The 19,970-nt window shown below is 71.7% G+C and carries 17 protein-coding genes; 3 read left to right on the top strand and 14 right to left on the bottom strand.

Features of this window, described 5'->3' with window-relative positions; genetic code table 11:
- Positions 1–121: 121 nt before the first annotated feature.
- The 4 genes from yjfF to QRN56_RS02085 all read right to left on the bottom strand — a co-directional run bounded on the left by yjfF (position 122) and on the right by QRN56_RS02085 (position 4,848).
- Positions 122–1,147 (bottom strand): galactofuranose ABC transporter, permease protein YjfF, encoded by a 1,026-nt coding sequence (gene yjfF / locus QRN56_RS02100; RefSeq protein WP_285100813.1) that lies wholly within the window; start codon positions 1,145–1,147, stop codon positions 122–124.
- Positions 1,144–2,220 carry an ABC transporter permease gene (locus tag QRN56_RS02095; protein WP_285100812.1) on the bottom strand — a complete coding sequence of 359 codons (1,077 nt, stop codon included), beginning with the start codon at positions 2,218–2,220 and terminating at the stop codon, positions 1,144–1,146. The genes yjfF and QRN56_RS02095 overlap by 4 nt, the downstream gene beginning before the upstream one ends.
- Complete coding sequence (locus QRN56_RS02090; protein ID WP_285100811.1) at positions 2,217–3,743, bottom strand: sugar ABC transporter ATP-binding protein; 1,527 nt, start codon at positions 3,741–3,743, stop codon at positions 2,217–2,219. Before QRN56_RS02090 ends, QRN56_RS02095 begins: the two co-directional genes overlap by 4 nt.
- A gap of 100 nt (positions 3,744–3,843) precedes the next feature.
- The gene (locus tag QRN56_RS02085) at positions 3,844–4,848 is read right to left on the bottom strand and encodes an ABC transporter substrate-binding protein (protein WP_285100810.1); all 1,005 of its coding nucleotides are present in this window, start codon (positions 4,846–4,848) and stop codon (positions 3,844–3,846) included.
- A gap of 299 nt (positions 4,849–5,147) precedes the next feature.
- Between QRN56_RS02085 and QRN56_RS02080 the strand changes: the two genes are divergently transcribed.
- Positions 5,148–5,837: a GOLPH3/VPS74 family protein gene (locus QRN56_RS02080; RefSeq protein WP_285100809.1), complete on the top strand. Its 690-nt coding sequence runs from the start codon at positions 5,148–5,150 to the stop codon at positions 5,835–5,837.
- Between the two features lie 83 nt (positions 5,838–5,920).
- Here the strand turns inward: QRN56_RS02080 and araA are convergent, their stop codons facing one another.
- The 10 genes from araA to QRN56_RS02030 form a co-directional block, all read right to left on the bottom strand.
- The gene (gene araA, locus QRN56_RS02075; RefSeq protein ID WP_285100808.1) at positions 5,921–7,435 is read right to left on the bottom strand and encodes an L-arabinose isomerase; all 1,515 of its coding nucleotides are present in this window, start codon (positions 7,433–7,435) and stop codon (positions 5,921–5,923) included.
- Positions 7,432–8,172: an L-ribulose-5-phosphate 4-epimerase gene (locus QRN56_RS02070; RefSeq protein ID WP_285100807.1), complete on the bottom strand. Its 741-nt coding sequence runs from the start codon at positions 8,170–8,172 to the stop codon at positions 7,432–7,434. The genes araA and QRN56_RS02070 overlap by 4 nt, the downstream gene beginning before the upstream one ends.
- Positions 8,172–9,836: a xylulokinase gene (locus QRN56_RS02065; protein ID WP_285100806.1), complete on the bottom strand. Its 1,665-nt coding sequence runs from the start codon at positions 9,834–9,836 to the stop codon at positions 8,172–8,174. The genes QRN56_RS02070 and QRN56_RS02065 overlap by 1 nt, the downstream gene beginning before the upstream one ends.
- 332 nt (positions 9,837–10,168) lie before the next feature.
- Positions 10,169–11,518 carry an ABC transporter substrate-binding protein gene (locus QRN56_RS02060; RefSeq protein ID WP_285100805.1) on the bottom strand — a complete coding sequence of 450 codons (1,350 nt, stop codon included), beginning with the start codon at positions 11,516–11,518 and terminating at the stop codon, positions 10,169–10,171.
- 62 nt (positions 11,519–11,580) lie between these two features.
- Positions 11,581–12,444, bottom strand: coding sequence for a carbohydrate ABC transporter permease (locus QRN56_RS02055; protein ID WP_285100804.1), 864 nt, complete (start codon positions 12,442–12,444; stop codon positions 11,581–11,583).
- The gene (locus tag QRN56_RS02050; protein WP_285100803.1) at positions 12,444–13,337 is read right to left on the bottom strand and encodes a carbohydrate ABC transporter permease; all 894 of its coding nucleotides are present in this window, start codon (positions 13,335–13,337) and stop codon (positions 12,444–12,446) included. Before QRN56_RS02050 ends, QRN56_RS02055 begins: the two co-directional genes overlap by 1 nt.
- 229 nt (positions 13,338–13,566) lie before the next feature.
- Positions 13,567–14,568, bottom strand: coding sequence for a LacI family DNA-binding transcriptional regulator (locus tag QRN56_RS02045; RefSeq protein WP_285101245.1), 1,002 nt, complete (start codon positions 14,566–14,568; stop codon positions 13,567–13,569).
- 47 nt (positions 14,569–14,615) lie between these two features.
- Positions 14,616–15,419, bottom strand: a complete 804-nt coding sequence (gene proC / locus QRN56_RS02040) for a pyrroline-5-carboxylate reductase (protein ID WP_285100802.1) — start codon at positions 15,417–15,419, stop codon at positions 14,616–14,618.
- A 76-nt stretch (positions 15,420–15,495) separates the two neighbouring features.
- Positions 15,496–16,149 carry a hypothetical protein gene (locus QRN56_RS02035; RefSeq protein ID WP_285100801.1) on the bottom strand — a complete coding sequence of 218 codons (654 nt, stop codon included), beginning with the start codon at positions 16,147–16,149 and terminating at the stop codon, positions 15,496–15,498.
- A gap of 190 nt (positions 16,150–16,339) precedes the next feature.
- A complete protein-coding gene (locus tag QRN56_RS02030; protein ID WP_285100800.1) occupies positions 16,340–17,284 on the bottom strand; it encodes a phosphatase PAP2 family protein in 945 nt (314 codons plus the stop codon).
- Between the two features lie 101 nt (positions 17,285–17,385).
- On the opposite strand from QRN56_RS02030, the gene radA reads away from it, so the two are divergent.
- Together radA and disA are read left to right on the top strand one after the other, a co-directional pair.
- Complete coding sequence (gene radA / locus QRN56_RS02025; RefSeq protein WP_285100799.1) at positions 17,386–18,819, top strand: DNA repair protein RadA; 1,434 nt, start codon at positions 17,386–17,388, stop codon at positions 18,817–18,819.
- A 53-nt stretch (positions 18,820–18,872) separates the two neighbouring features.
- A complete protein-coding gene (gene disA, locus QRN56_RS02020) occupies positions 18,873–19,955 on the top strand; it encodes a DNA integrity scanning diadenylate cyclase DisA (RefSeq protein ID WP_285100798.1) in 1,083 nt (360 codons plus the stop codon).
- Positions 19,956–19,970: the final 15 nt, after the last annotated feature.

Below are 19,970 nucleotides of genomic sequence, written 5' to 3'. Positions count from 1 at the left end.
GCTGTCGGATGGGACTGTGGCACTGACTCGCCATGTGTGGCTCGCCGAGTCAGTGGAGTGGTCGGACCCCGCCCCTGACTCGGCGCAGCCGGTGCGGCGAGTCAGGGGCGGGGTTCCGGGGTCACGTGCGGCGGAGGCTCAGGACTCGCTGGAGCAGCACGAAGATCAGCAGCAGCACGCCGATCACGATCTTGGTCCACCAGGAGCTGAGGGTGCCCTCGAAGGTGATGATCGTCTGGATCAGGCCGAGCACGAGCACGCCCAGCACGGACCCGAGCACGAACCCGGTACCGCCCGTGAGCAGCGTGCCGCCGATGACGACCGCCGCGATGGCGTCGAGCTCCATGCCGACGCCGGTCAGCGAGTAGCCGGACCGGAAGGCCATCGCGAACAGCAGGCCGCCGAGCCCGGCGCACGTGCCGCTCACCACGTAGGCGAGCACCTTGGTGCGGGGCACGGGCAGGCCCATGAGCAGTGCGGACTGCTCGCCGCCGCCGATCGCGTACACCGTGCGCCCGAACCGCGTGAAGTGCAGCACCAGGAATCCGAGTCCCACCACGATGAGCGCGACGAGCACGCTGGAGGTCATGCGCCATTCCCCGAAGATCTGCACCCAGGTGGCGAGCTCGACGAACGACGCGTTGTCGATGGCTATCGACTCCGGCGCGATGAGGAAGCACAGCCCGCGCGCGAAGAACATGCCCGCGAGCGTGGCCACGAACGGCTGCACCTGGAAGTAGTGGATCATCACGCCGTGCGCCAGGCCGATCACCGTCCCGGCGCCGACGGCGAGGGGGAGCACCACGGCCACCGGCCAGCCGGCCTGGAGCAGGGCCGCGGTGATCACCGTCGACAGCGCCAGGACCGACCCGACGGACAGGTCGATGCCGCCGGTGAGGATCACGAACGTCATGCCCACCGCGAGCACGATGAGGTGTGCGTTGTTGATGAACAGGTTGGAGATCACGGCGGGCGTCAGGAAGTTCTCGTACCGGGTGCCGCCGATGATCAGCATGAGGGCGAGCACCACGAACGTGCCCAGCACCGGCAGGTAGCGCCGGTCCAGCCGGATGGGAAGCTTCCAGGCGCGCGCCTTGGGGGTCTTGCGGGGCGCGGGGGGTGCGCCCGCGGGGGCCGACGTCGTCATCCGGCCTTCACCTCCGTCGAGTCGGGAGTCGAGTCGGGGCGAGCGGCGGGCTGCGGCTCGGGCGGTGCCATGACCTGGCGGCGGCGCGCGGCCGTGAGCCGCTCCCGCATGCGGGGCGACTGGAGCAGGGTCACGGCGATGACGACGAGGGCCATGAACAGCGGCGTGACCAGCGGCGAGATGCCGAGCACGGTGACGGTCCGCTCCAGGGTGGCGATGACCAGCGCGCCGACCAGGGTGCCCGACAGGTTGAACTTGCCGCCCGAGAGCGCCGTCCCGCCGATCACCACCGCGAGGATCGCGTCGAGCTCGATGAACAGGCCTGCGTTGTTGGCGTCGGCCGCCATGGTGTCGGCGCTGATCAGCAGGCCGGCCAGGCCGGCGAACAGGCCCGACGCCGTGTACACGGTCCAGGTCAGCGTCCGCGACCGCACGCCGGAGAGCCGGCTGGCGGCGGGGTTGATGCCGGTGGCCTCCAGCAGCATGCCGAGCGCGGTACGCCGCACGACGAACGCGACCACGGCGAAGACGCCGAACGCGATGACGGCGGCCACGGGCAGGCCGAGCCAGAACCCGGAGCCCAGCACCTTGAACGGCGCGCTGTTGACGGTGGTGATCATGCCGCCGGTGATCAGCATGGCCACACCGCGGCCCGCCGTCATGAGGATCAGTGTGGCGATGATCGGCTGGATGCCCAGCGCGGACACCAGGAACCCGTTCCACACACCCAGCACCAGGCAGAGCGCCAGGGCCAGGCCGATGGCGGTGAGCACGGTGACCGGCGACTCCGGGTCCGGCGACGACGCGATGTGCGACAGCGCGACCGCCCCGGAGACCGCGACCACCGCGCCGACCGACAGGTCGATGCCGCGCGTCGCGATGACCAGCGTCATGCCGAGGGCGACGAGCAGCAGGGGCGCCGTCGTCCGCAGGATGTCGATCGGGGCCCCGAAGAGGTGGCCGTCCCGGACGGTGACCGCCAGGAAGCCCGGCCGGGCGACCGTGTTGGCGACCAGCAGCGCGACGAGCGCGGCCACGGGCCAGAACAGGTGGTGGCGCAGGACGTCCCTCACGCTGCCCCACCTCCCGCGATGAGGTCGACCACCTGGTCCATCGTGGCTCCTCCTCCGTCGATCTCCGCCACCTTGCGGCGGTCCCGCATCACGGCGATGCGGTGCGAGATGCGCAGCACCTCCTCGAGCTCCGCGGAGATGAAGACGACGGACATGCCGTCGGCGGCCAGCTCGGCCACGAGCTTCTGGATCTCCGCCTTGGCGCCGACGTCGATACCGCGCGTCGGCTCGTCCAGCACGAGCAGCCTCGGCGCGGTGGCGAGCCACCGCGCGAGCAGCACCTTCTGCTGGTTGCCGCCGGACAGGTTGCGCAGCAGCGCCTCCGGGTTGGCGGGCCGGATGCCGAGCTGCTTGATGTACCGCGCGACCAGCTCGTCCACCTGCTTGCGGGGCAGCGGCCGCATCCAGCCGCGCTCCGCCTGGAGCGCGAGCACGATGTTCTCCCGCACGGTGAGGCCGTCCACGACGCCCTCGCCCTTGCGGTCCTCGGACGTGTAGGCGATGCGGTGGCGCATCGCCGCGCGCGGGTTCCGCAGGCGCGTCGGCCGCCCGGACACGCGGGCCTGCCCGACGTCGGCCCGGTCGGCGCCCGTGAGCAGGCGCGCCAGCTCCGTGCGGCCCGAGCCGAGCAGACCGGCGAGCCCGACCACCTCTCCCTCGTACAGGTCGAGGTCGAACGGCTGCACCGAACCCTTGCGGCCCAGGCCGACCACCTGCAGCAGCGGGGTGGTCTCGGCGGGTCGCTCGGCCTGCTCCAGCACCTCCTCCGCGGCCTCCAGCACGTCCATGGACCGGCCGATCATGTGCTGCACCAGCTCGGCGGCGGGCAGGTCGGCGGTCACGTACTCCCCCACGAGGGTGCCGTTGCGCAGCACCGTCATCCGGTCGGAGACCTCGTAGACCTGGTCCAGGAAGTGGCTCACGAACAGGATCGCGACGCCGTCGGCGCGCAGCCCGCGCATGACGGTGAACAGGCGCTCGACCTCGTCGGTGTCCAGGCTGGAGGTGGGCTCGTCGAGGATGAGCACCTTGCAGTCGCCCACCGTGGCCCGGCAGATCGCCACGAGCTGCTGCACCGCCAGCGAGTGCGACCCCAGGGACGACGCCGGGTCGATGTCCAGGCCCATCCGCTCCAGGTGCGTGGCCGCCTGCCGGCGGATCGCCCGCCAGTTCAGGCCGCCCAGCACGCGCGGCTCCGCGCCGAGCATGATGTTCTCCGCGACCGTGAGGTTCTCGCAGAGGTTGACCTCCTGGTACACGGTGCTGACGCCGTGCGCCCGGGCGTCGGCGGGACCGCTGAACCGGCGCTCGACGCCGTCGACGCGGATGGTGCCCGCCGTCGGCGAGTGGATGCCCGTCAGGGCCTTGATCAGGGTGGACTTGCCTGCGCCGTTCTCGCCCATGAGGGCGTGGATCTCACCGGGACGCAGGCTGAAGTCGACGCCGTCGAGGGCCTTGACCGGTGGGAACTCGACGCTGATGCCGGTCATCTCGACGACGGGTGGTGTTGTCTGCTGGGTCATCCTCGACCTTCTGTCTGGCGTGCTGCGACACCCTGGCTACGTGCTCCGTGGCCGAGGTGGGGCGCCCGTCGCACGGGCGCCCCACCTCGGCCACGGCCGGTCAGTACTCGCGGGTGGGCAGCGCTTCCACTGCCGCCTCCTGGTCGAACGCCTCGTCCTTGACCACGATGCGCTTCTCGACCTCCTCGCCGGCGATGACCTTCTCGGCGATCTCCGCCAGGTCCGGGCCGAGCAGCGGGTTGCACTCGACGATGTAGTTGATCTTGCCGTCGGCGAGCGCCTGCATGCCGTCCTTGACGGCGTCGATCGTGATGATCTTGATGTCCTCGCCCGGCGTCAGGCCGGCGGCCTCGATCGCCTCGATCGCGCCGAGGCCCATGTCGTCGTTGTGCGCGAACACGAGGTCGATGTCGTCGTGGGCGTTGAGGAAGCCCTCCATGACGGTCTTGCCCTCGGCGCGCGTGAAGTTGCCGGTCTGGCTGTCGATGATCTCGATGTCGGAGCCCTCGATGGCGGACTCGAAGCCCTCCTTGCGGTCGATCGCCGGCGCGGCGCCGGTGGTGCCCTGGAGCTCGACCGCCTTGTAGCCCTCGCCGTCGTACTGCTCGACGGCCCACTCGCCGGCCATCTCGCCCTCCTTGACGAAGTCCGAGCCGATGAACGACTCGTAGAGGGTCTCGTCGCTGGAGTCGACGGCGCGGTCCGTGAGGATCACGGGGATGCCGGCGGCCTTGGCCTCCTGGAGCACGGCGTCCCAGCCGGTCTCGACCACCGGGGAGAACGCGATGACGTCCACACCCTGCGTGATGTAGGAGCGGATCGCCTGGATCTGGTTCTCCTGCTTCTGCTGCGCGTCGGAGAACTTCAGGTCGAAGCCGTTCTCCGTGGTGAGCGTGTCCTGGATCGACTTGGTGTTGGCGGCGCGCCACCCGGACTCCGCGCCGACCTGCGAGAAACCGAGCGTGATGACGCCGTCGTCGGCGGCGCCGGTCTCACCGCCACCGCCGGTCTGGGTGCCGGCGTCCGAGCTGCACGCGCCGAGTGCGAACAGCGCGGCTGCCGACACTGCGGCCAGAACGGTACGGGTCAGGGTCGTGCGTGCCATGTCTCCTCCTTGAGATCCCGCACGGCTTCGTGCGGGTGCTAGCGGCGTGGTGCCCGCCTCGAATGTTAGCGCTCACATGGCGGCGGGACATAGCAGGACACGTCACATTCCAGTAACGAGTTTCCCGCGTTTCCCCTCATAGGGGAACGGACCCGGCCAACTCCAGCGATCCAGACACTCGCATCGACGGCTCCGCCCCACGACGGTGCCGGGGTCATCCCAACGGCGGATCACGCACCCGGGCCGGGCGTGTTCTGCTGGACCCGACAGACCGGCACCGATCATCGCGGGAGACAGCCATGGACCTCAGCCTCGCCGAGGAGTACCTGCTCCTCGCCCTCGACGACACCTCGGGCCGGCCGCTGCTCAGCGCGCAGCACCTGCAGTTCGCGCTGGCCGGGGCCGCGGTCGCGGAGCTCACGCTGCGCGGCGCGCTCGACGTGTCCGACGGCGTCGACGGCGGGCAGCAGGACAGGTTCCGGGTGACCGGCCGGGCGACGCCGTCGGACCCGCTGCAGCGCGAGATCCTCACGCTGCTGGACGGCCGCAGGCCCAAGGACGCGATCCGGAAGATCGGGCAGGGCAGCTTCGCCCGGACATGTCAGGAGTCGCTGCAGCAGGGGCTCGCCGCCCGGGGCGTGCTGCGCGAGGAGCAGGTCAAGGTGCTCGGCCTGTTCCCCAGCACCACATGGAAGTCGCACGACCCGGCGCCGGAGACCGCGGTCCGCGAGCGGGTGCTGTCCGCGCTGACCGGGACCGCGGACGTGGACGAGGCGACGGCGGCCCTCGTCTCGCTGCTGCACGCGACCGACCTGACCCGCCGGATCTTCCCCGACGAGGACCGTCGCGCGCTGAAGCAGCGGGCGCAGGAGATCGCCGGGTCGGAGTGGGCGGGTGCCGCGGTGAAGCGGGCGATCGACGAGGTCAACGCGGTGATGATCACCGTGATGGTGGCGGCGACCAGCGCCGCGACCGCCGGCACCACCTGACCCGCCGTCGAGTGCGGGCTGTTCGTTGCCCGGAGGAGCTCAGAGCAACGAAGGGCCCGCACTCGACGAGAGTCGGCGAGGGGTCAGAACCCCTGGGCCAGGCGGTAGTAGGCCTGGTTGTGGCGCACCTGGTCGGCGAAGCCGCGGCGCGTCGTGTCCTCGTCGATGACCAGCAGCTCGGTGCGCGCGATGTTCGCGAACACCTCGAAGGCCTCGATGCCCGCGGCGGTCGACATGACGGTGTGGTGCGCGCCGCCCGCCGTCAGCCACGACTCGGCGGAGATCTCGAACGACGGCCGGGGCGCCCACATGGCCCGCGCCACGGGCAGGTTCGGCAGGTCGCGCGGCGGCGTGACGACGTCGACCACGTTCGCCGTCAGGCGGAACCGGTCGCGCATGTCGGCGAGCGACACCACGACGGCGCCGTCGACGGCGTCCGCCGAGAACACCATGCGAACCGGGTCCTCCTTGCCGCCGATGCCGAGCGGGTGGATCTCGATGCGCGGCGTCGAGGTGGTCAGCGACGGGCAGACCTCCAGCATGTGCGCGCCGAGGATCAGCTCGGAGCCGGGCGTGAGGTCGTAGGTGTAGTCCTCCATGAGGCTCGCCCCACCCGGGAGACCGAGCCCCATCACCTTGGCCGCGCGGACCAGCACGGCCGTCTTCCAGTCGCCCTCGGCGCCGAAGCCGTAGCCCTTCTCCATGAGGCGCTGGACCGCCAGGCCGGGGAGCTGGCGCAGGGCGCCGAGGTCCTCGAAGTTGGTGGTGAACGCCTTGGCGCCGGCCGCCTCCAGGAAGCCCTCCAGGGCGATCTCCTGACGCGCGGCGTACCGCAGCGACTCGTGCCGCTCGGCGCCGGCGCGCAGCTCCGGGGCGACGTCGTACTTCGCCTCGTATTCCGCGACGACCGCGTCGACCGCGGACTCCTCGACCGCGTCGACCGCCGCGACCAGCTCGTTGACGCCCCAGGTGTTCACCGAGACGCCGAACCGCAGCTCGGCCTCGGTCTTGTCGCCCTCGGTGACCGCGACGTTGCGCATGTTGTCGCCGAACCGGACCAGCTTGAGCTCGTGCGTGGCGGCCCAGCCGGCCGCGCCGCGGGCCCAGGTACCCACCCGGCGGGTGACGGCCGGGTTGGAGACGTGCCCCACCACCGTGGTCCGCGCGACGCCGAGCCGCGTGGCGATGTACGCGTACTCGCGGTCGCCGTGCGCGGCCTGGTTGAGGTTCATGAAGTCCATGTCGATCTCGTCCCAGGGGAGCTCGACGTTGGCCTGCGTGTGCAGGTGCAGCAGCGGCTTGCGCAGCGCGTCCAGGCCCGCGATCCACATCTTCGCCGGGCTGAACGTGTGCATCCAGGTGATGACGCCCAGCACCCTGTCGTCGCCGTTGGCGTCGAGCATGGCGCGGCGGATGGCGACCGAGTCCTTCAGGACGGGCTTCCACACGACCTTGACCGGCACGTCGGAGGACGCGTCCAGGGCGCGGGCGACCTCCTGCGACTGCTCCGCGACCTGGGCCAGGGTCTCCTCGCCGTAGAGGTCCTGGCTCCCGGTGAGGAACCAGACCTCACGGTCCGCGTAGGGCTTGGTGCTCATGCCTGTCCTTCCGTGGTGGTCGCGGCCTGCTGGCCGTAGACGTTCTGGTAGCGGTCGTAGAGGGCGTCGATGTGCTGCTGCTCGATCGGCACGGGCTCGCCGAGCTGGCGGGAGACGTGCACCGTGCGAGCGACCTCCTCGACCATCACGGCGGCCTTCACGGCGGCGCGCGCGTCCTTGCCGATGGTGAACGGGCCGTGGTTGCGCATCAGCACGGCGGGGCTGCGGTGGCCGCTGAGGGTCTCGACGATGCCGCGGCCGATGGAGTCGTCGCCGATGATCGCGAACGGCCCCACGGGCACGGGCCCGCCGAACTCGTCGGCCATCATCGTCAGCACGCAGGGCACCTCCTCGCCGCGCGCGGCCCAGGCCGTCGCGTAGGTGGAGTGCGTGTGCACCACGCCGCCCACCTCGCGCATGTGGCTGTACACGTAGGCGTGCGCCGCGGTGTCCGACGACGGCGAGCGGGTCCCGTCCACGAGGTTGCCGTCCAGGTCGCACACCACCATGCCGGCCGGGGTGAGGTCGTCGTAGGAGACGCCCGACGGCTTGATGACGAACAGGTCGGCACTGCCGTCCGGCACCTCGGTGTTCGGCACGCGCTGCGACACGTTGCCCGCGGTCCAGACCACCAGGTCCCAACGCGGCAGCTCCGCGTGCAGGTCCGAGACGACGGCGCGGACGCGCGCCACCTCCTCCTGGACGGCCGGCGGGTAGTCGGTCAGTGTCTTGCTCATCAGTCGCTCTCCTGCGTCGTGTCTCGGGTCCGGAGCGCGGCGACGGCGGCGCGCTCGACCGCCAGGCCCGCGCTGTAGCGCTCCAGGAAGGCGGCGAAGCCCGCCACGTCACCGGCGTCCGGCTCGACGACGTCGAGCGCGGCATCCGCGAACACCTCGGTGCCCAGGTACTCGCCCAGGCCCTTCGCCGGGGCGACCGCGCCGCCTGCGGACGCCCGGTAGGCGGCCAGCACGGCGATGCCCCAGGCACCGCCCTCGCCCGCCGTGCGGCCCACGGCCACCGGGGCGCCGAGCGCGGCGGCCAGCAGTCGCTGGGCCACGCCCTCGGTCTTGAACATCCCGCCGTGCGCGAACATCGCGTCCAGCTCGACCCGCTCCTGGGCGAGCACACGCATGCCGAGGCTCAGGGTGCCGAACGCGCTGTAGACCTGCGTGCGGGCGAAGTTGGCCAGCGTGAGCCGGCTGTCCGGCGTGCGGGTGAACAGCGGGCGCCCGGCCTCCAGGCCCGTGATGGGCTCGCCGGACAGGTAGTTGTACGCGAGCAGGCCGCCGCCGTCGGCGTCGCCGTCCAGGGCGGACCGCAGGAACGCCTCGAAGACGGCGCCCGGCTCGGCCGGCTGCCCCAGGGCGGCCGCGAACTGGCCGAACACCTCGGTCCAGACGCCCAGCTCGCTCGCCCCGTTGTTGCAGTGCACCATCGCCACGAGGTCTCCGGCGGGGGTGGTGACGAGGTCCAGCTCGTCGTGCACCCGCTCCAGCGGCTTCTCCAGGACGACCATCGCGAAGATGCTGGTCCCGGCGCTCACGTTGCCGGTGCGCGGCGCCACCGAGTTGGTCGCCACCATGCCGGTCCCGGCGTCGCCCTCGGGCGGGCACAGCGGGATGCCCGGGCGGAGCGTGCCGCTCGGGTCCAGCAGGGCGGCGCCCTCCTCGGTCAGGACGCCGGCGTCCGCGCCGGCGGGCAGCACACCCGGCAGCAGGTCGGCGATGCCCCGGCCGAACCCGCGGCCGGACGCCGCCTCGTCGAACTGCGCCAGCATCCGCTGGTCGTAGCCCCCGGTGGCGACGTCGATCGGGAACATGCCCGAGGCGTCACCCACGCCCAGCACCTGCTGCCCGGTCAGCTTCCAGTGCACGTACCCGGCCAGCGTGGTGACGTGCCGCACCCGCGGCACGTGCGCCTCCTCGTCGAGGATCGCCTGGTACAGGTGGGCGACCGACCAACGCAGCGGGATGTTGTGCCCGAACAGGCCGGTCAGCTCCGTGGCCGCGCGCTCGGTGGTGGTGTTGCGCCAGGTGCGGAACGGCACCAGCAGCTCGTCCGCGTCGTCGAAGGCGAGGTAGCCGTGCATCATCGCCGAGACGCCGATGGCGCCCACCGTGGTGGGCCGCACGCCGTACTGGCGCTCGACGTCGCCCAGCAGCGCGGCGACGGACTCCTGCAGGCCGGTCCGGACGGCCTCCAGCGAGTAGGTCCACACACCGTCGACGAGCTGGTTCTCCCAGTCGTGGCTGCCGCTCGCGAGCGGCACGTTGTCGGGTCCGACGAGGCACGCCTTGATCCGGGTGGAGCCGAGCTCGATGCCGAGAGCGGTCCGTCCCTGCTCGATCGCCTCCCGGTGGCCGGCGAGCTGCCCCGCTCCTTCGTCCTGCCGCTCCACCATCGTGGACCGCTCCGTCCTGCCCGCACCGTCGCGAGGCGTAGCTCGTGTATCCGTCGTTCGGCCGCGGCGGTGAGCAGCCCGCTCCCTCGCCCGGCGATGTTAGCGCTCACACGATACCCGCCTACAACGCTGTACCCAAGCCGGTCCCCCGGACGTGTCAGACCCCCAGGTCACCCGGGGGACCTGAGGGTCTGACACGTGCGGGGCGGTGGATCACCGCCCGGTGCGGCTGAGCCGGAGGTGCAGCGCAGGGTAGGGGCCGAGGAACGAGGCACCTGCCCGGAGCGGAACCGCAGGCTCAGGCGACCGACGAGCAACGAGAGGGCCTGGCGTCAGCCGCCGTTCACCTCGAAGCCCTGCTCGGTGCCGTACGACACGTTCTCCTCCTGCCAGGCGGCGAGGCCGTCCATCAGCGAGGACTTGTCGAGGTAGGCCTGGCCCACCGTGTCCGCGAAGATGCTGTTCGCGTACGACTGCCACGGCAGGTACTGCCAGCCCTCGTTGACGTCGGCCGCACCCGCGGCGAGCACCTCGTTGATCTTCTGCCCGCCGAAGTACTCGGACTCGTAGCCCAGGAACTCCGGGGACTCCAGGTGCTTGACGGTGGCGGGGAAGCCGCCCGTCTCCATGAAGGCGTCGATCGACTCGTCGCTCGAGTTGAGCCACTTGAGGAAGCCGGCCGCGAGCAGCTTGTTCTCCGCCGCGCCGGGGATGGACTCGGCGCTGCCGCCGTTCTCGGCGTTGGTGGGGGTGCCGTCGTAGGTCGGCATCGGGGCGACGCGCCACTTGCCCTTGCCGTCCGGCACGCCGTCCTCGAGGATGCCGGGCATCCACGCGCCCAGCGCGACCGAGCCGATGGTGCCGTCGTTCAGGGCCTGGTACCACTCGTCGCTCCAGCCCGGGAGCTGGCACAGCAGCTCGTCGTCGATGAGCGGCTGGTACATGTCGGCCCACTTGGTGGTGCCCTCGTCGGCCAGGTCGATGGTCACGGCGCCGTTCTCGGTGTGGAACGGCTTGCCGCCGGCCTGCCAGATCATGCTGGTGGTGAAGCCCGCGTCGCCCGTGTCGTTGCCGATGCAGGTGTCGGGGTCGTTCTCCTTGATGGTGCGCGCGGCCTCGATGTACTCGTCCCAGGTCGTGGGCGCCTCGACCCCGGCGTCGTCGAACACCTCCTGGTTGTAGAAGAACGCCATGGGGCCGGAGTCCTGCGGCAGACCCCAGATGCCCTGCTGCGAGACCGCACCCCACGTGGAGGGCGTGTACAGGTCCTCCAGGTCGGCGAACCCGAACGCGGTGAGATCCACGAGCTGGCCGGGGAGCTGGAACTGCGGGATGGACTGGTACTCGATCTGCACCACGTCGGGCACGCCGTCGCCGGCGGCGATCGCGTTCTGCAGCTTGGTGTTGGCGTCGCCGGCGCCCACGGTGTCCACGAGGGTCACGTCGACGTTCGGGTACGCCTTCTCGAACGCCTCGACCTGCGTCTCGGCCTGCGGCGTCCAGGTCCAGTAGGTCAGGCTGCCGCCCTCCTGGAGCGCGGCCTCGATCTCGTCGGCGTTGGCACCCTCGGAGGCGCCGCCGCCACCGTCGTCGTCCCCGCCACCCGAACAGGCGGTGAGCGAGGCTGCCATCAGGGCGGCCAGGGCGCCGAGCGCGACCCGGCGGTTACGGGTGATGGTCATGGTCTTCCTTCTTCCACATCGTTGTAGTTCAGGTATCTCGACGTCGGCGGGGCCGACCTCGCCTATGCCTTGACGCTGCCCGCGTTCAGGCCGGACTGCCAGTACCGCTGAAGCACGAGGAACACGAGGACGATCGGCACGATCGTCAGGAACGAGCCTGTGATCACCAAGTTGAACACCGGCTGGGCGCCGATGCCCGACGCATCCGCCAGCCACTGGTAGAGGCCCAGCACCAGGGGGTAGAGATCCGGGTCGTTCAGCATGATCAGCGGCAGGAAGTAGTTGTTCCACGTGGCGACGATCGCGAACAGCGCCACCGTGACGATGCCCGGCGCCAGGAGGCGCAGCGAGATCGTGAAGAAGGTGCGCCACTCGCCCGAGCCGTCGACCCGGGCCGCCTCCAGGATCTCGGTGGGCACGGCCTCCGCCGAGAACACCCACATGAGGTAGAGCCCGAAGGGCGAGACGAGCGACGGCAGGATGACGGCCCACATGGTGTTGGTCAGACCCCACTGGCTGAACAGCAGGAACGTGGGCACCGCGAGCGCGGTGCCGGGCACGGCGATCGCCCCGAGGATGACGGCGAACACCGCGTTGCGCCCGCGGAACCGGTACTTGGCCAGGCCGTACCCGGCGGCGGTCGCGAGGACCGTGGCGCCGCCGGCGCCCACCACCACGTAGACCAGCGTGTTGCCGAACCACTTCAGGAAGACGCCGTCGTCGTGCGTGAGCACCGCCTGCACGTTGTCGAAGAACGCGAACGGCCCCGAGAACCACAGGCCGAACGAGCTGAGCAGCTCGGGCTGCGTCTTGGTGACGCTGAACAGCATCCAGGTCAGCGGCAGGATCGAGTAGATCAGCAGCGCGCCGAGCAGGACGGTCAGTGTGATCGACCTGCGCGGCCGAAGGTAGGAGTAGGCGGCCATCAGATCTCCCTCCGGGTCCCGCGGAGCTGCACCACGTAGGCGACCACGGCGGTGACCAGGCCCATCACGATCGCGACCGTGGCGGCGTAACTCACCTGGTTGCCCACGAAGCTCAGGTTGTAGGCGTAGATGTTCGGCGTGTAGTAGGTCGAGATCAGCGCGGGTTCGATCTGCTTGAGGATGGTGGGCTCGTTGAAGAGCTGGAAGCTGCCCAGGATCGAGAAGATGGTGGCGATCACGAGCGCCCCGCGGACGGCGGGAATCTTGATCGACCGGACGATGCGGAACTGGTTCGCGCCGTCGATCGCCGCCGCCTCGTAGATCTCGAGCGGCACCGTCTTGAGCGCCGCGTACAGGATCAGCATGTTGTAGCCCACGAACTCCCAGGTCACGATGTTGCCGATCGCGGTGAGGATCCATTGCTTGGTGTACGGGTCGATGAGCGGGAAGCCCACCAGGTCGTTGACGCTGCCGGTGAGACCGAGCCGGTCGTCGTACATGAAGCCCCACATCAGCACCGCCACCACGCCGGGCACGGCGTACGGCAGGAACAGCGCCACGCGGAAGAAGCTCTTGCCGTGCAGACGGCCGCTGTCGATCGCGAGCGCGGCGATCAGGGCGATCCCCAGCATGATGGGCACCTGCACCACCAGGAACAGGCTCACGCGACCCACGCCGTCCCACAGCTTGGGGTCGCCGAAGGCCGTCACGTAGTTGGCGAACCCCGCGAAGGTGGTGCCGCCCATGAGCTGGTTGCGGAACAGGCTCAGGTACATCGAGTAGACCAGCGGGGTCACGATCATCAGGGCGAACGCCACCAGGAAGGGCGTCACAAAACTCCAGCCGGCCGCGGAGACGCGGCGGCTCGGTGGGCGGCGACCGGGCACGGGCACACCCCTTTCCCCGGACGACGGCGTCCGGATTCACCTGGACGGCAATGTCCTGGAACACGCCGGACGACATTGCCCGACGACGGGAATGTGAACGTAAACATCCTCGTGCGCGGTGACTCTGCCACTGCCTCGCGAACGTGTCAACGCTCTCTTCGGCAACGTTCTGAGAAAGGTATACGGGGCGTCGGGGACCGGTGAGTGCGCAGTGCCGGACCGGGCGGAGTGCCCGTCAGGCGCGCGGGGCCGCCGCGCTCCTGCGCACCACCAGCTCGGGCGCGATCAGCTCGGCGGCGGGCCTGCCGCCGTCGACCGCCGCGAGGAGCAGGGCCACGCTCCGCCGGCCGAGGTCGACGAACGGCTGGCGCACGGTCGTCAGCGGCGGGATGAAGTGGCCGGAGCCGTCGACGTCGTCGAAGCCGACCACCGACACGTCGTCGGGCACCGAGACGCCGCACTCCCAGAAGGCGCGCAGCAGGCCGAGCGCGAGCTGGTCGTTGGCGGCGAAGACCGCCGTGGGACCGTCGCCGGACCGGACGCGCTGGGCCAGGTCGAGGCCCACCATGTAGCCGCGGTCGGCGGTCCAGCCGGCGATGACCGGCTCCGGCACGGGCAGGCGGTGCTCGCTGAGGACGGCGCGCCAGGACTCCTCGCGCTCGACGGCGTCCAGCCAGTCCAGCGGGCCCGCGACGTGCAGGATCTGCCGGTGTCCCAGCTCGATCAGGTGCTCGACGGCGAGCCGGGCGCCGGCCCGCTGGTCGACGGACAGCGGGATGACCGGGACGTCGGGCTGAAGCTCGCGGGCGGCGATGAGGACCACGGGCACGGGCGCCTGGAACGACTCCACCGCGTCGGCCACGTCGCTGTGCGGCGCGATGACCACGATGCCCTCGACCGCCTGATCCATGAAGTGTTCGAGGGCCTTGTGCAGGGTGGCGCCGTCGTACTGCCGCAGCGTCGCGACGCTGACGTACCAGCCCTGCTCCCGCGCCGCCTCCTCGACCGCGATCAGCGTGCTCGACGGGCCGAACAGCGGCGACCCGGTGGTCACCACTCCCACCGTGGCCGACCGGGCCGTGACCAGGGCACGCGCCGCGCTGTTGCGGCGGTAGCCGAGCTCGGCGATCGCCTCCAGCACCCGCTCACGCGTCGCCGGGCGCACGCTCCGGTGGCCGTTCAGCACACGCGAGACGGTCTGGTGGGACACGCCGGCGAGCGCGGCGACGTCGGCCATGGCCGGCGGCCGCGTCGTCGCGGGTCGAGAGATGGTCACGGGAGGAATCATCCACCCAGCTCACGGGCGCGGTCACGCGCCGCGGTCGCGGCGGTCAGGAACGAGGCGCGCACCCCGCCGTCGTCCAGGGCCCGCAGGGCGGCCGCCGTGGTGCCGCCGGGCGAGGTGACCTTCTCGCGCAGGATCACCGGGTGCTCCCCCGTCTCGTCCATGAGGCGGGACGCGCCGAGCAGCGTCTGGATCGCGAGGCGACGCGCGACGTCGCGCGTCAGGCCGAGCAGCACGCCGGCCTCGGCGAGCGCGTCGGCCACGTAGAAGACGTACGCGGGGCCGGAGCCCGAGATCGCCGAGACGGCGTCCAGGTCCTTCTCCGCGGCACGCACCACCGCGCCGGTGCCGGCGAACAGGTGCTCGACCGCCTCGAGGTGGACCTCCGTGGCGGCGGCGCCCGGTGCGATCGCCGTGATGCCCGCGCCGACCGCGGCGGGCGTGTTCGGCACGGTGCGCACCACGGCGACGCCGGCCGGCAGCCGCCGCTCGTAGAACGCCGTGGGGTGCCCGGCCGCGACGGTGACGACGACGGCGGTGGGGTCGATCGCGGACGCGATCTCGTCGAGCAGCGCGCCGACGTCCTTGGGCTTCACGCCGACGAGCACGATGCCCGCGCCCTGGACCGCGGCGACGTTGTCGCTGGTGGTGGCCACCTGATAGGTCTCGCGCAGGTGCTGCGCCTTGGCCTCGGTACGCACGGTGGCGACGACGTCGGACGCGGCCCAGCCCGCCGACAGCGCACCCGCGAGCACCGCCTCGCCCATGTTCCCGGCCCCGAGCACTGCAAGTCGCTGGTTCACCACACCATTGTCCCCCGGCGCGCGGGAACCGGGTGCCGCACCTGCCCGTCCGTCGGTCGCGCCTGCCGCGCTCCCGTCACAGAGGGAACGCCGTGTAGAAGTCCTCCATGACGTCGGTCGGGCCGGTCGCCTGCAGCACGGCGGTGCCGTTCTGCCACACCACGACGGTCTTGCCGCCCTTGGCCTGCACGAACGTGTACTGCCCCACGACCTTCTTGCCGACCTTGACGTCGCCCGTCCGGTCGGCCTCGCCCGCGGACGCGGTCCAGGCCGCTGCGCCGGTGGCCGCCTCGTCCTCCGTGGCCCACTGGCCGGCCACGACCGCGACCTCGACCGAGTCGCCGTCGGAGTACTCGGCGTTCCAGGCCTCCAGCGCGCCCTCGCCCTTGGGCTCCTTGGCCTCGGTGAGCGAGCCGAGCGCGAGCTGCAGCACCGCCGACGGCAGGGCCTTCTGGAACGCGGTCTCCTCGCCGCTGCGGTCCATCGCCTTGACCGTGGGTGTCGGCACGGGCGCGGTGACGGTCACCGTGGGCACCGGCTCCGGCGTCGCCTCGGAGCGCCAGAAGCCGGGCCACGCGAAGCCGGCCAGAAGGACCAGCACGAGCACCACGACGAGCACGCCCACGAACACGACGAGGCGACGACGCCGGTACACGGCGGGCGACGCCTTCCTCGCGGTCACCGATGCTGTCGCACCGGTGCGCGGTGACTTCACGCGCTGGTCGGTCATGTCTGGCTCCCCCGTGCTAGGTCCATCGGATACCTCACGATGGCTCATCCGAGACCTTATGTCGCGCCACTGACATCGGCAGGGAGGCACGCCCGGCGGAACCGGGTGAGGGGTGGGTGGCTTCGGCGGAGCCCGACGCTCAGCGGGCCGGCTCGGTCAGTGCGGTCGCAGGGTCAGTGCGGTCGCACGGTCAGCGGGGCCGCGCCGCCGCCTGGCACAGCGGGAGCAGCACCGCGAACGCGGCCGCCGCGACGGCGCACGCCGCGAGGTGCCCGCCCACGTACGCGACGAGACCGGTGTCCCAGGGCAGGCCTGATCCCAGGCGCCCCTCCGCCGCGGCGGCGGCCAGGACCGACAGCACGGCCGCCGGGACCGCGGCGACGCCGAGCGCGACCGCGACCAGCCGGGTCGGCCGGACGGCGCGCCCGAGCGGGTCGTCCTCGGGCCGGTCCGCCCACCCCGCGGGCGGCGCGGCGCCCGCGAGCGCCGTCCACAGCACCACGACCAGGACCGCGGCGACGACGTCCGACGGGCGGTGCCACCGGTCCGCGATCGTCGCGAGGCCCATGGCGCAGGTCGCGGCCGCGCCCGCGAGCGCCGTCGCGGGTCGCAGGCGGCGGGGCACGACGAGCAGGAGCGACGCCCAGGCCGCCGCGACCACGGTGACGTGGCCGCTGGGCAGGGTGTTGATGTCGCGGTTCCACTCCCCGACGAGCCCCGTGCGGTAGAACAGGCCGTCCTTGATCACCTGCGTGGTCAGGTTCGAGCCGAGGATCACGGCGGCAGCGAGAGCGGTGGCGCCCCACCTGCGCCGGACCAGCCCGATGCCGCACACCGCGAGGAAGCCGGTCACGAGCCACGGCGGCGAGCCGAGCAGCAGCACGGGCTCCGCGGGCCGGTTGACCACGTCCTGGAAGAGGTCGGCCGTGACGAAGACCAGCTCCTCGACCCGCTGCCCGGGCCATGTGGTGACCATCGCCCACCAGACCAGCAGGGTGCCGAGCGCCGCGGCGGACGCGACCGTGATCCCGGCCAGGCGGGTCGCCGAACGGTGCGCGTCGCGCGTGGGGGCGGGGAGGTCCGGGCCGGTGCGCGACCGGTCGGGGCGCACCATGCGCCCGTCGGTGGCCGGCATGGTCGCAAACTACCTGGCCGGGGCGCGCGCCGCGGCCGCCCGGGGGCCGTGGCCCGGGTGATCTTCGGCCGGTGTCAGTGGTGGCACGTACGGTTCCCCTCGTGACCTCATCGACCTCCAAGAAGGCTCGCCCCGCCTACCGGTGCACCGAGTGCGGCTGGACCACCGTCAAGTGGGTCGGCCGCTGCGGGGAGTGCCAGGCGTGGGGCACCGTGACCGAGGACGGGCCGGCGGCGGCCGGACCGCGCACCGCCGCCGTCTCCCCCGCCCGCGCACCCGCCCGGCCCATCGCCGACATCGACGTGGAGTCGGCGCGCGCCAACCCGACCGGCGTCGGCGAGTTCGACCGGGTCCTCGGCGGCGGCCTCGTGCCCGGGGCCGTGATCCTGCTCGCGGGCGAGCCGGGCGTGGGCAAGTCGACGCTGCTGCTCGCGGTCGCGAGCAACGTGGCCGACGGCGCGCTGGGCCCCGACGGGTTCGAGTCGCCCCGCACGGTGCTGTACGTGACCGGCGAGGAGTCGGCCGGGCAGGTGCGGCTGCGGGCCGAGCGGATCGGAGCGCTCTCGCGCACCCTGCTGCTGGCCGCCGAGACGGACCTGGGCACCGTGCTGGGCCACCTGGAGGCGAACCAGCCGGACATGCTGATCGTCGACTCGGTGCAGACCATCGCGTCCGCGCAGGTGGACGGGGCTCCAGGAGGCGTCTCGCAGGTCCGGGAGGTCGCCGCGGCGCTGATCGCCGTGGCCAAGGAGCGGCAGATCCCGACGATCCTCGTGGGGCACGTGACCAAGGACGGCTCGGTGGCCGGCCCGCGCACGCTGGAGCACCTGGTGGACGTGGTCTGCCAGTTCGAGGGCGACCGGCACTCGCGCCTGCGCATGATCCGCGCGGTGAAGAACCGGTACGGCCCCACGGACGAGGTGGGCTGCTTCGACCTGTCCGAGGACGGGATCGTGGGGCTGCCCGACCCGTCCGGGCTGTTCCTGTCGCACGCCGGCACGGGGGTGGCCGGGTCGTGCATCACGGTCACGCTGGAGGGACGGCGCCCGCTCGCCGTCGAGGTGCAGGGGCTCGTCGCGCCGAGCCCCCTGAACAACCCGCGCCGAGCGACCAGCGGTGTGGACTCCAGCCGGCTGGCGATGATCCTCGCCGTGCTCCAGCGGCACGGCGGGCTGCGGCTCGCCGACCAGGACGTCTACGCCTCGACGGTCGGCGGCGTCCGGATCACCGAGCCGGCGTCCGACCTCGCGGCCGCCCTCGCGCTGGTGTCCGCACGGACCGGAAAGCCGCTGCCCGGCGCCACCGTGGCCGTCGGGGAGGTGGGCCTGGCCGGGGACCTGCGCCCCGTCGCCGGGCTGGACCGCCGCCTGGGCGAGGCCGCCCGCCTGGGGTTCGCGCACGCCGTCGTACCGCACGGGACCGGGGTCAAGGCACCCGAGGGGCTCCAGCTCGTCGAGGCGACCCACATCCGCGACGCGGTGGAGTGGGCGCAGGGCCTAGGGCGTCGAGGCGACAACAAGGTGGACGACAGATGACCGGTTCATGAAACCAACTGCTTGCCCCCAAGGGCACAGCGTAGGATTTCTTCGTGGCCACGACCTCCTCGCACACTGACGAGCTGCTCCGTGAGACCCTGGCCGCGGTCGCGCCCGGGACCGAACTTCGCGACGGACTCGAACGCATCCTGCGCGGCCGCACCGGCGCGCTCATCGTGCTCGGTCTCGACCCGGTCGTCGAGCAGATCTGCTCCGGTGGTTTCTCGCTCGACGTCGACTTCTCGGCCACCCGCCTGCGCGAGCTGTCCAAGATGGACGGCGCCGTGGTGCTCGACCGGCACGCCACGCGCATCCGCAAGGCCGCCGTCCAGCTGCTGCCCGACCCGACCATAGAGACCACCGAGTCGGGTACCCGCCACCGCACGGCCGAGCGCGTGGCCAAGCAGACCGGGTTCCCGGTCATCTCGGTGAGCCAGTCCATGCGGATCGTCGCCCTCTACGTGGGCGGCCAGCGGCACGTGCTGGAGGACTCGGACACGATCCTCGGCCGGGCCAACCAGGCGCTCGCGACGCTCGAGCGCTACCGCGCCCGCCTCGACGAGGTGTCCGGCACGCTGTCAGCGCTGGAGATCGAGGACCTGGTCACGGTGCGCGACGTGTGCTCCGTGGTGCAGCGCCTGGAGATGGTGGGGCGCATCTCCGACGAGATCGCGGGCTACGTGATCGAGCTCGGCGTGGACGGCCGCCTGCTCGCGCTGCAGCTCGACGAGCTGATCGGCGACGTCGGCTCGGACCGCGAGTTCGTGATCCGCGACTATGTGCTGAGCCGCAAGGACCGCACGCTCGCCGACGTGCAGGCCGAGCTCTCCGCGCTCACGTCGCAGGAGCTGCTCGACATGAGCCAGATCGGCCGGATCCTGGACCTGCCCGGCGGTGGGGACGCGCTCGACGCCGCCGTCGCGCCGCACGGCTACCGGCTCCTGTCCAAGGTGCCGCGCCTGCCCAGCGTCACCATCGAGCAGCTCGTGGGCCACTTCAGCAGCCTCCAGAAGCTCCTCGCCGCGAGCGTGGACGACCTCATGTCGGTCGACGGCGTGGGCGAGCAGCGCGCCCGGACGATCCGCGAGGGGCTGTCCCGGCTCGCCGAGTCGAGCATCCTCGAACGCTACGTCTGACAGGTCCTGAGGCCC

The sequence above is a fragment of the Promicromonospora sp. MEB111 genome, assembly GCF_030209445.1.
Taxonomy (GTDB): Bacteria; Actinomycetota; Actinomycetes; order Actinomycetales; family Cellulomonadaceae; genus Promicromonospora.
This window is presented reverse-complemented; position numbering and strand designations above follow the sequence as displayed.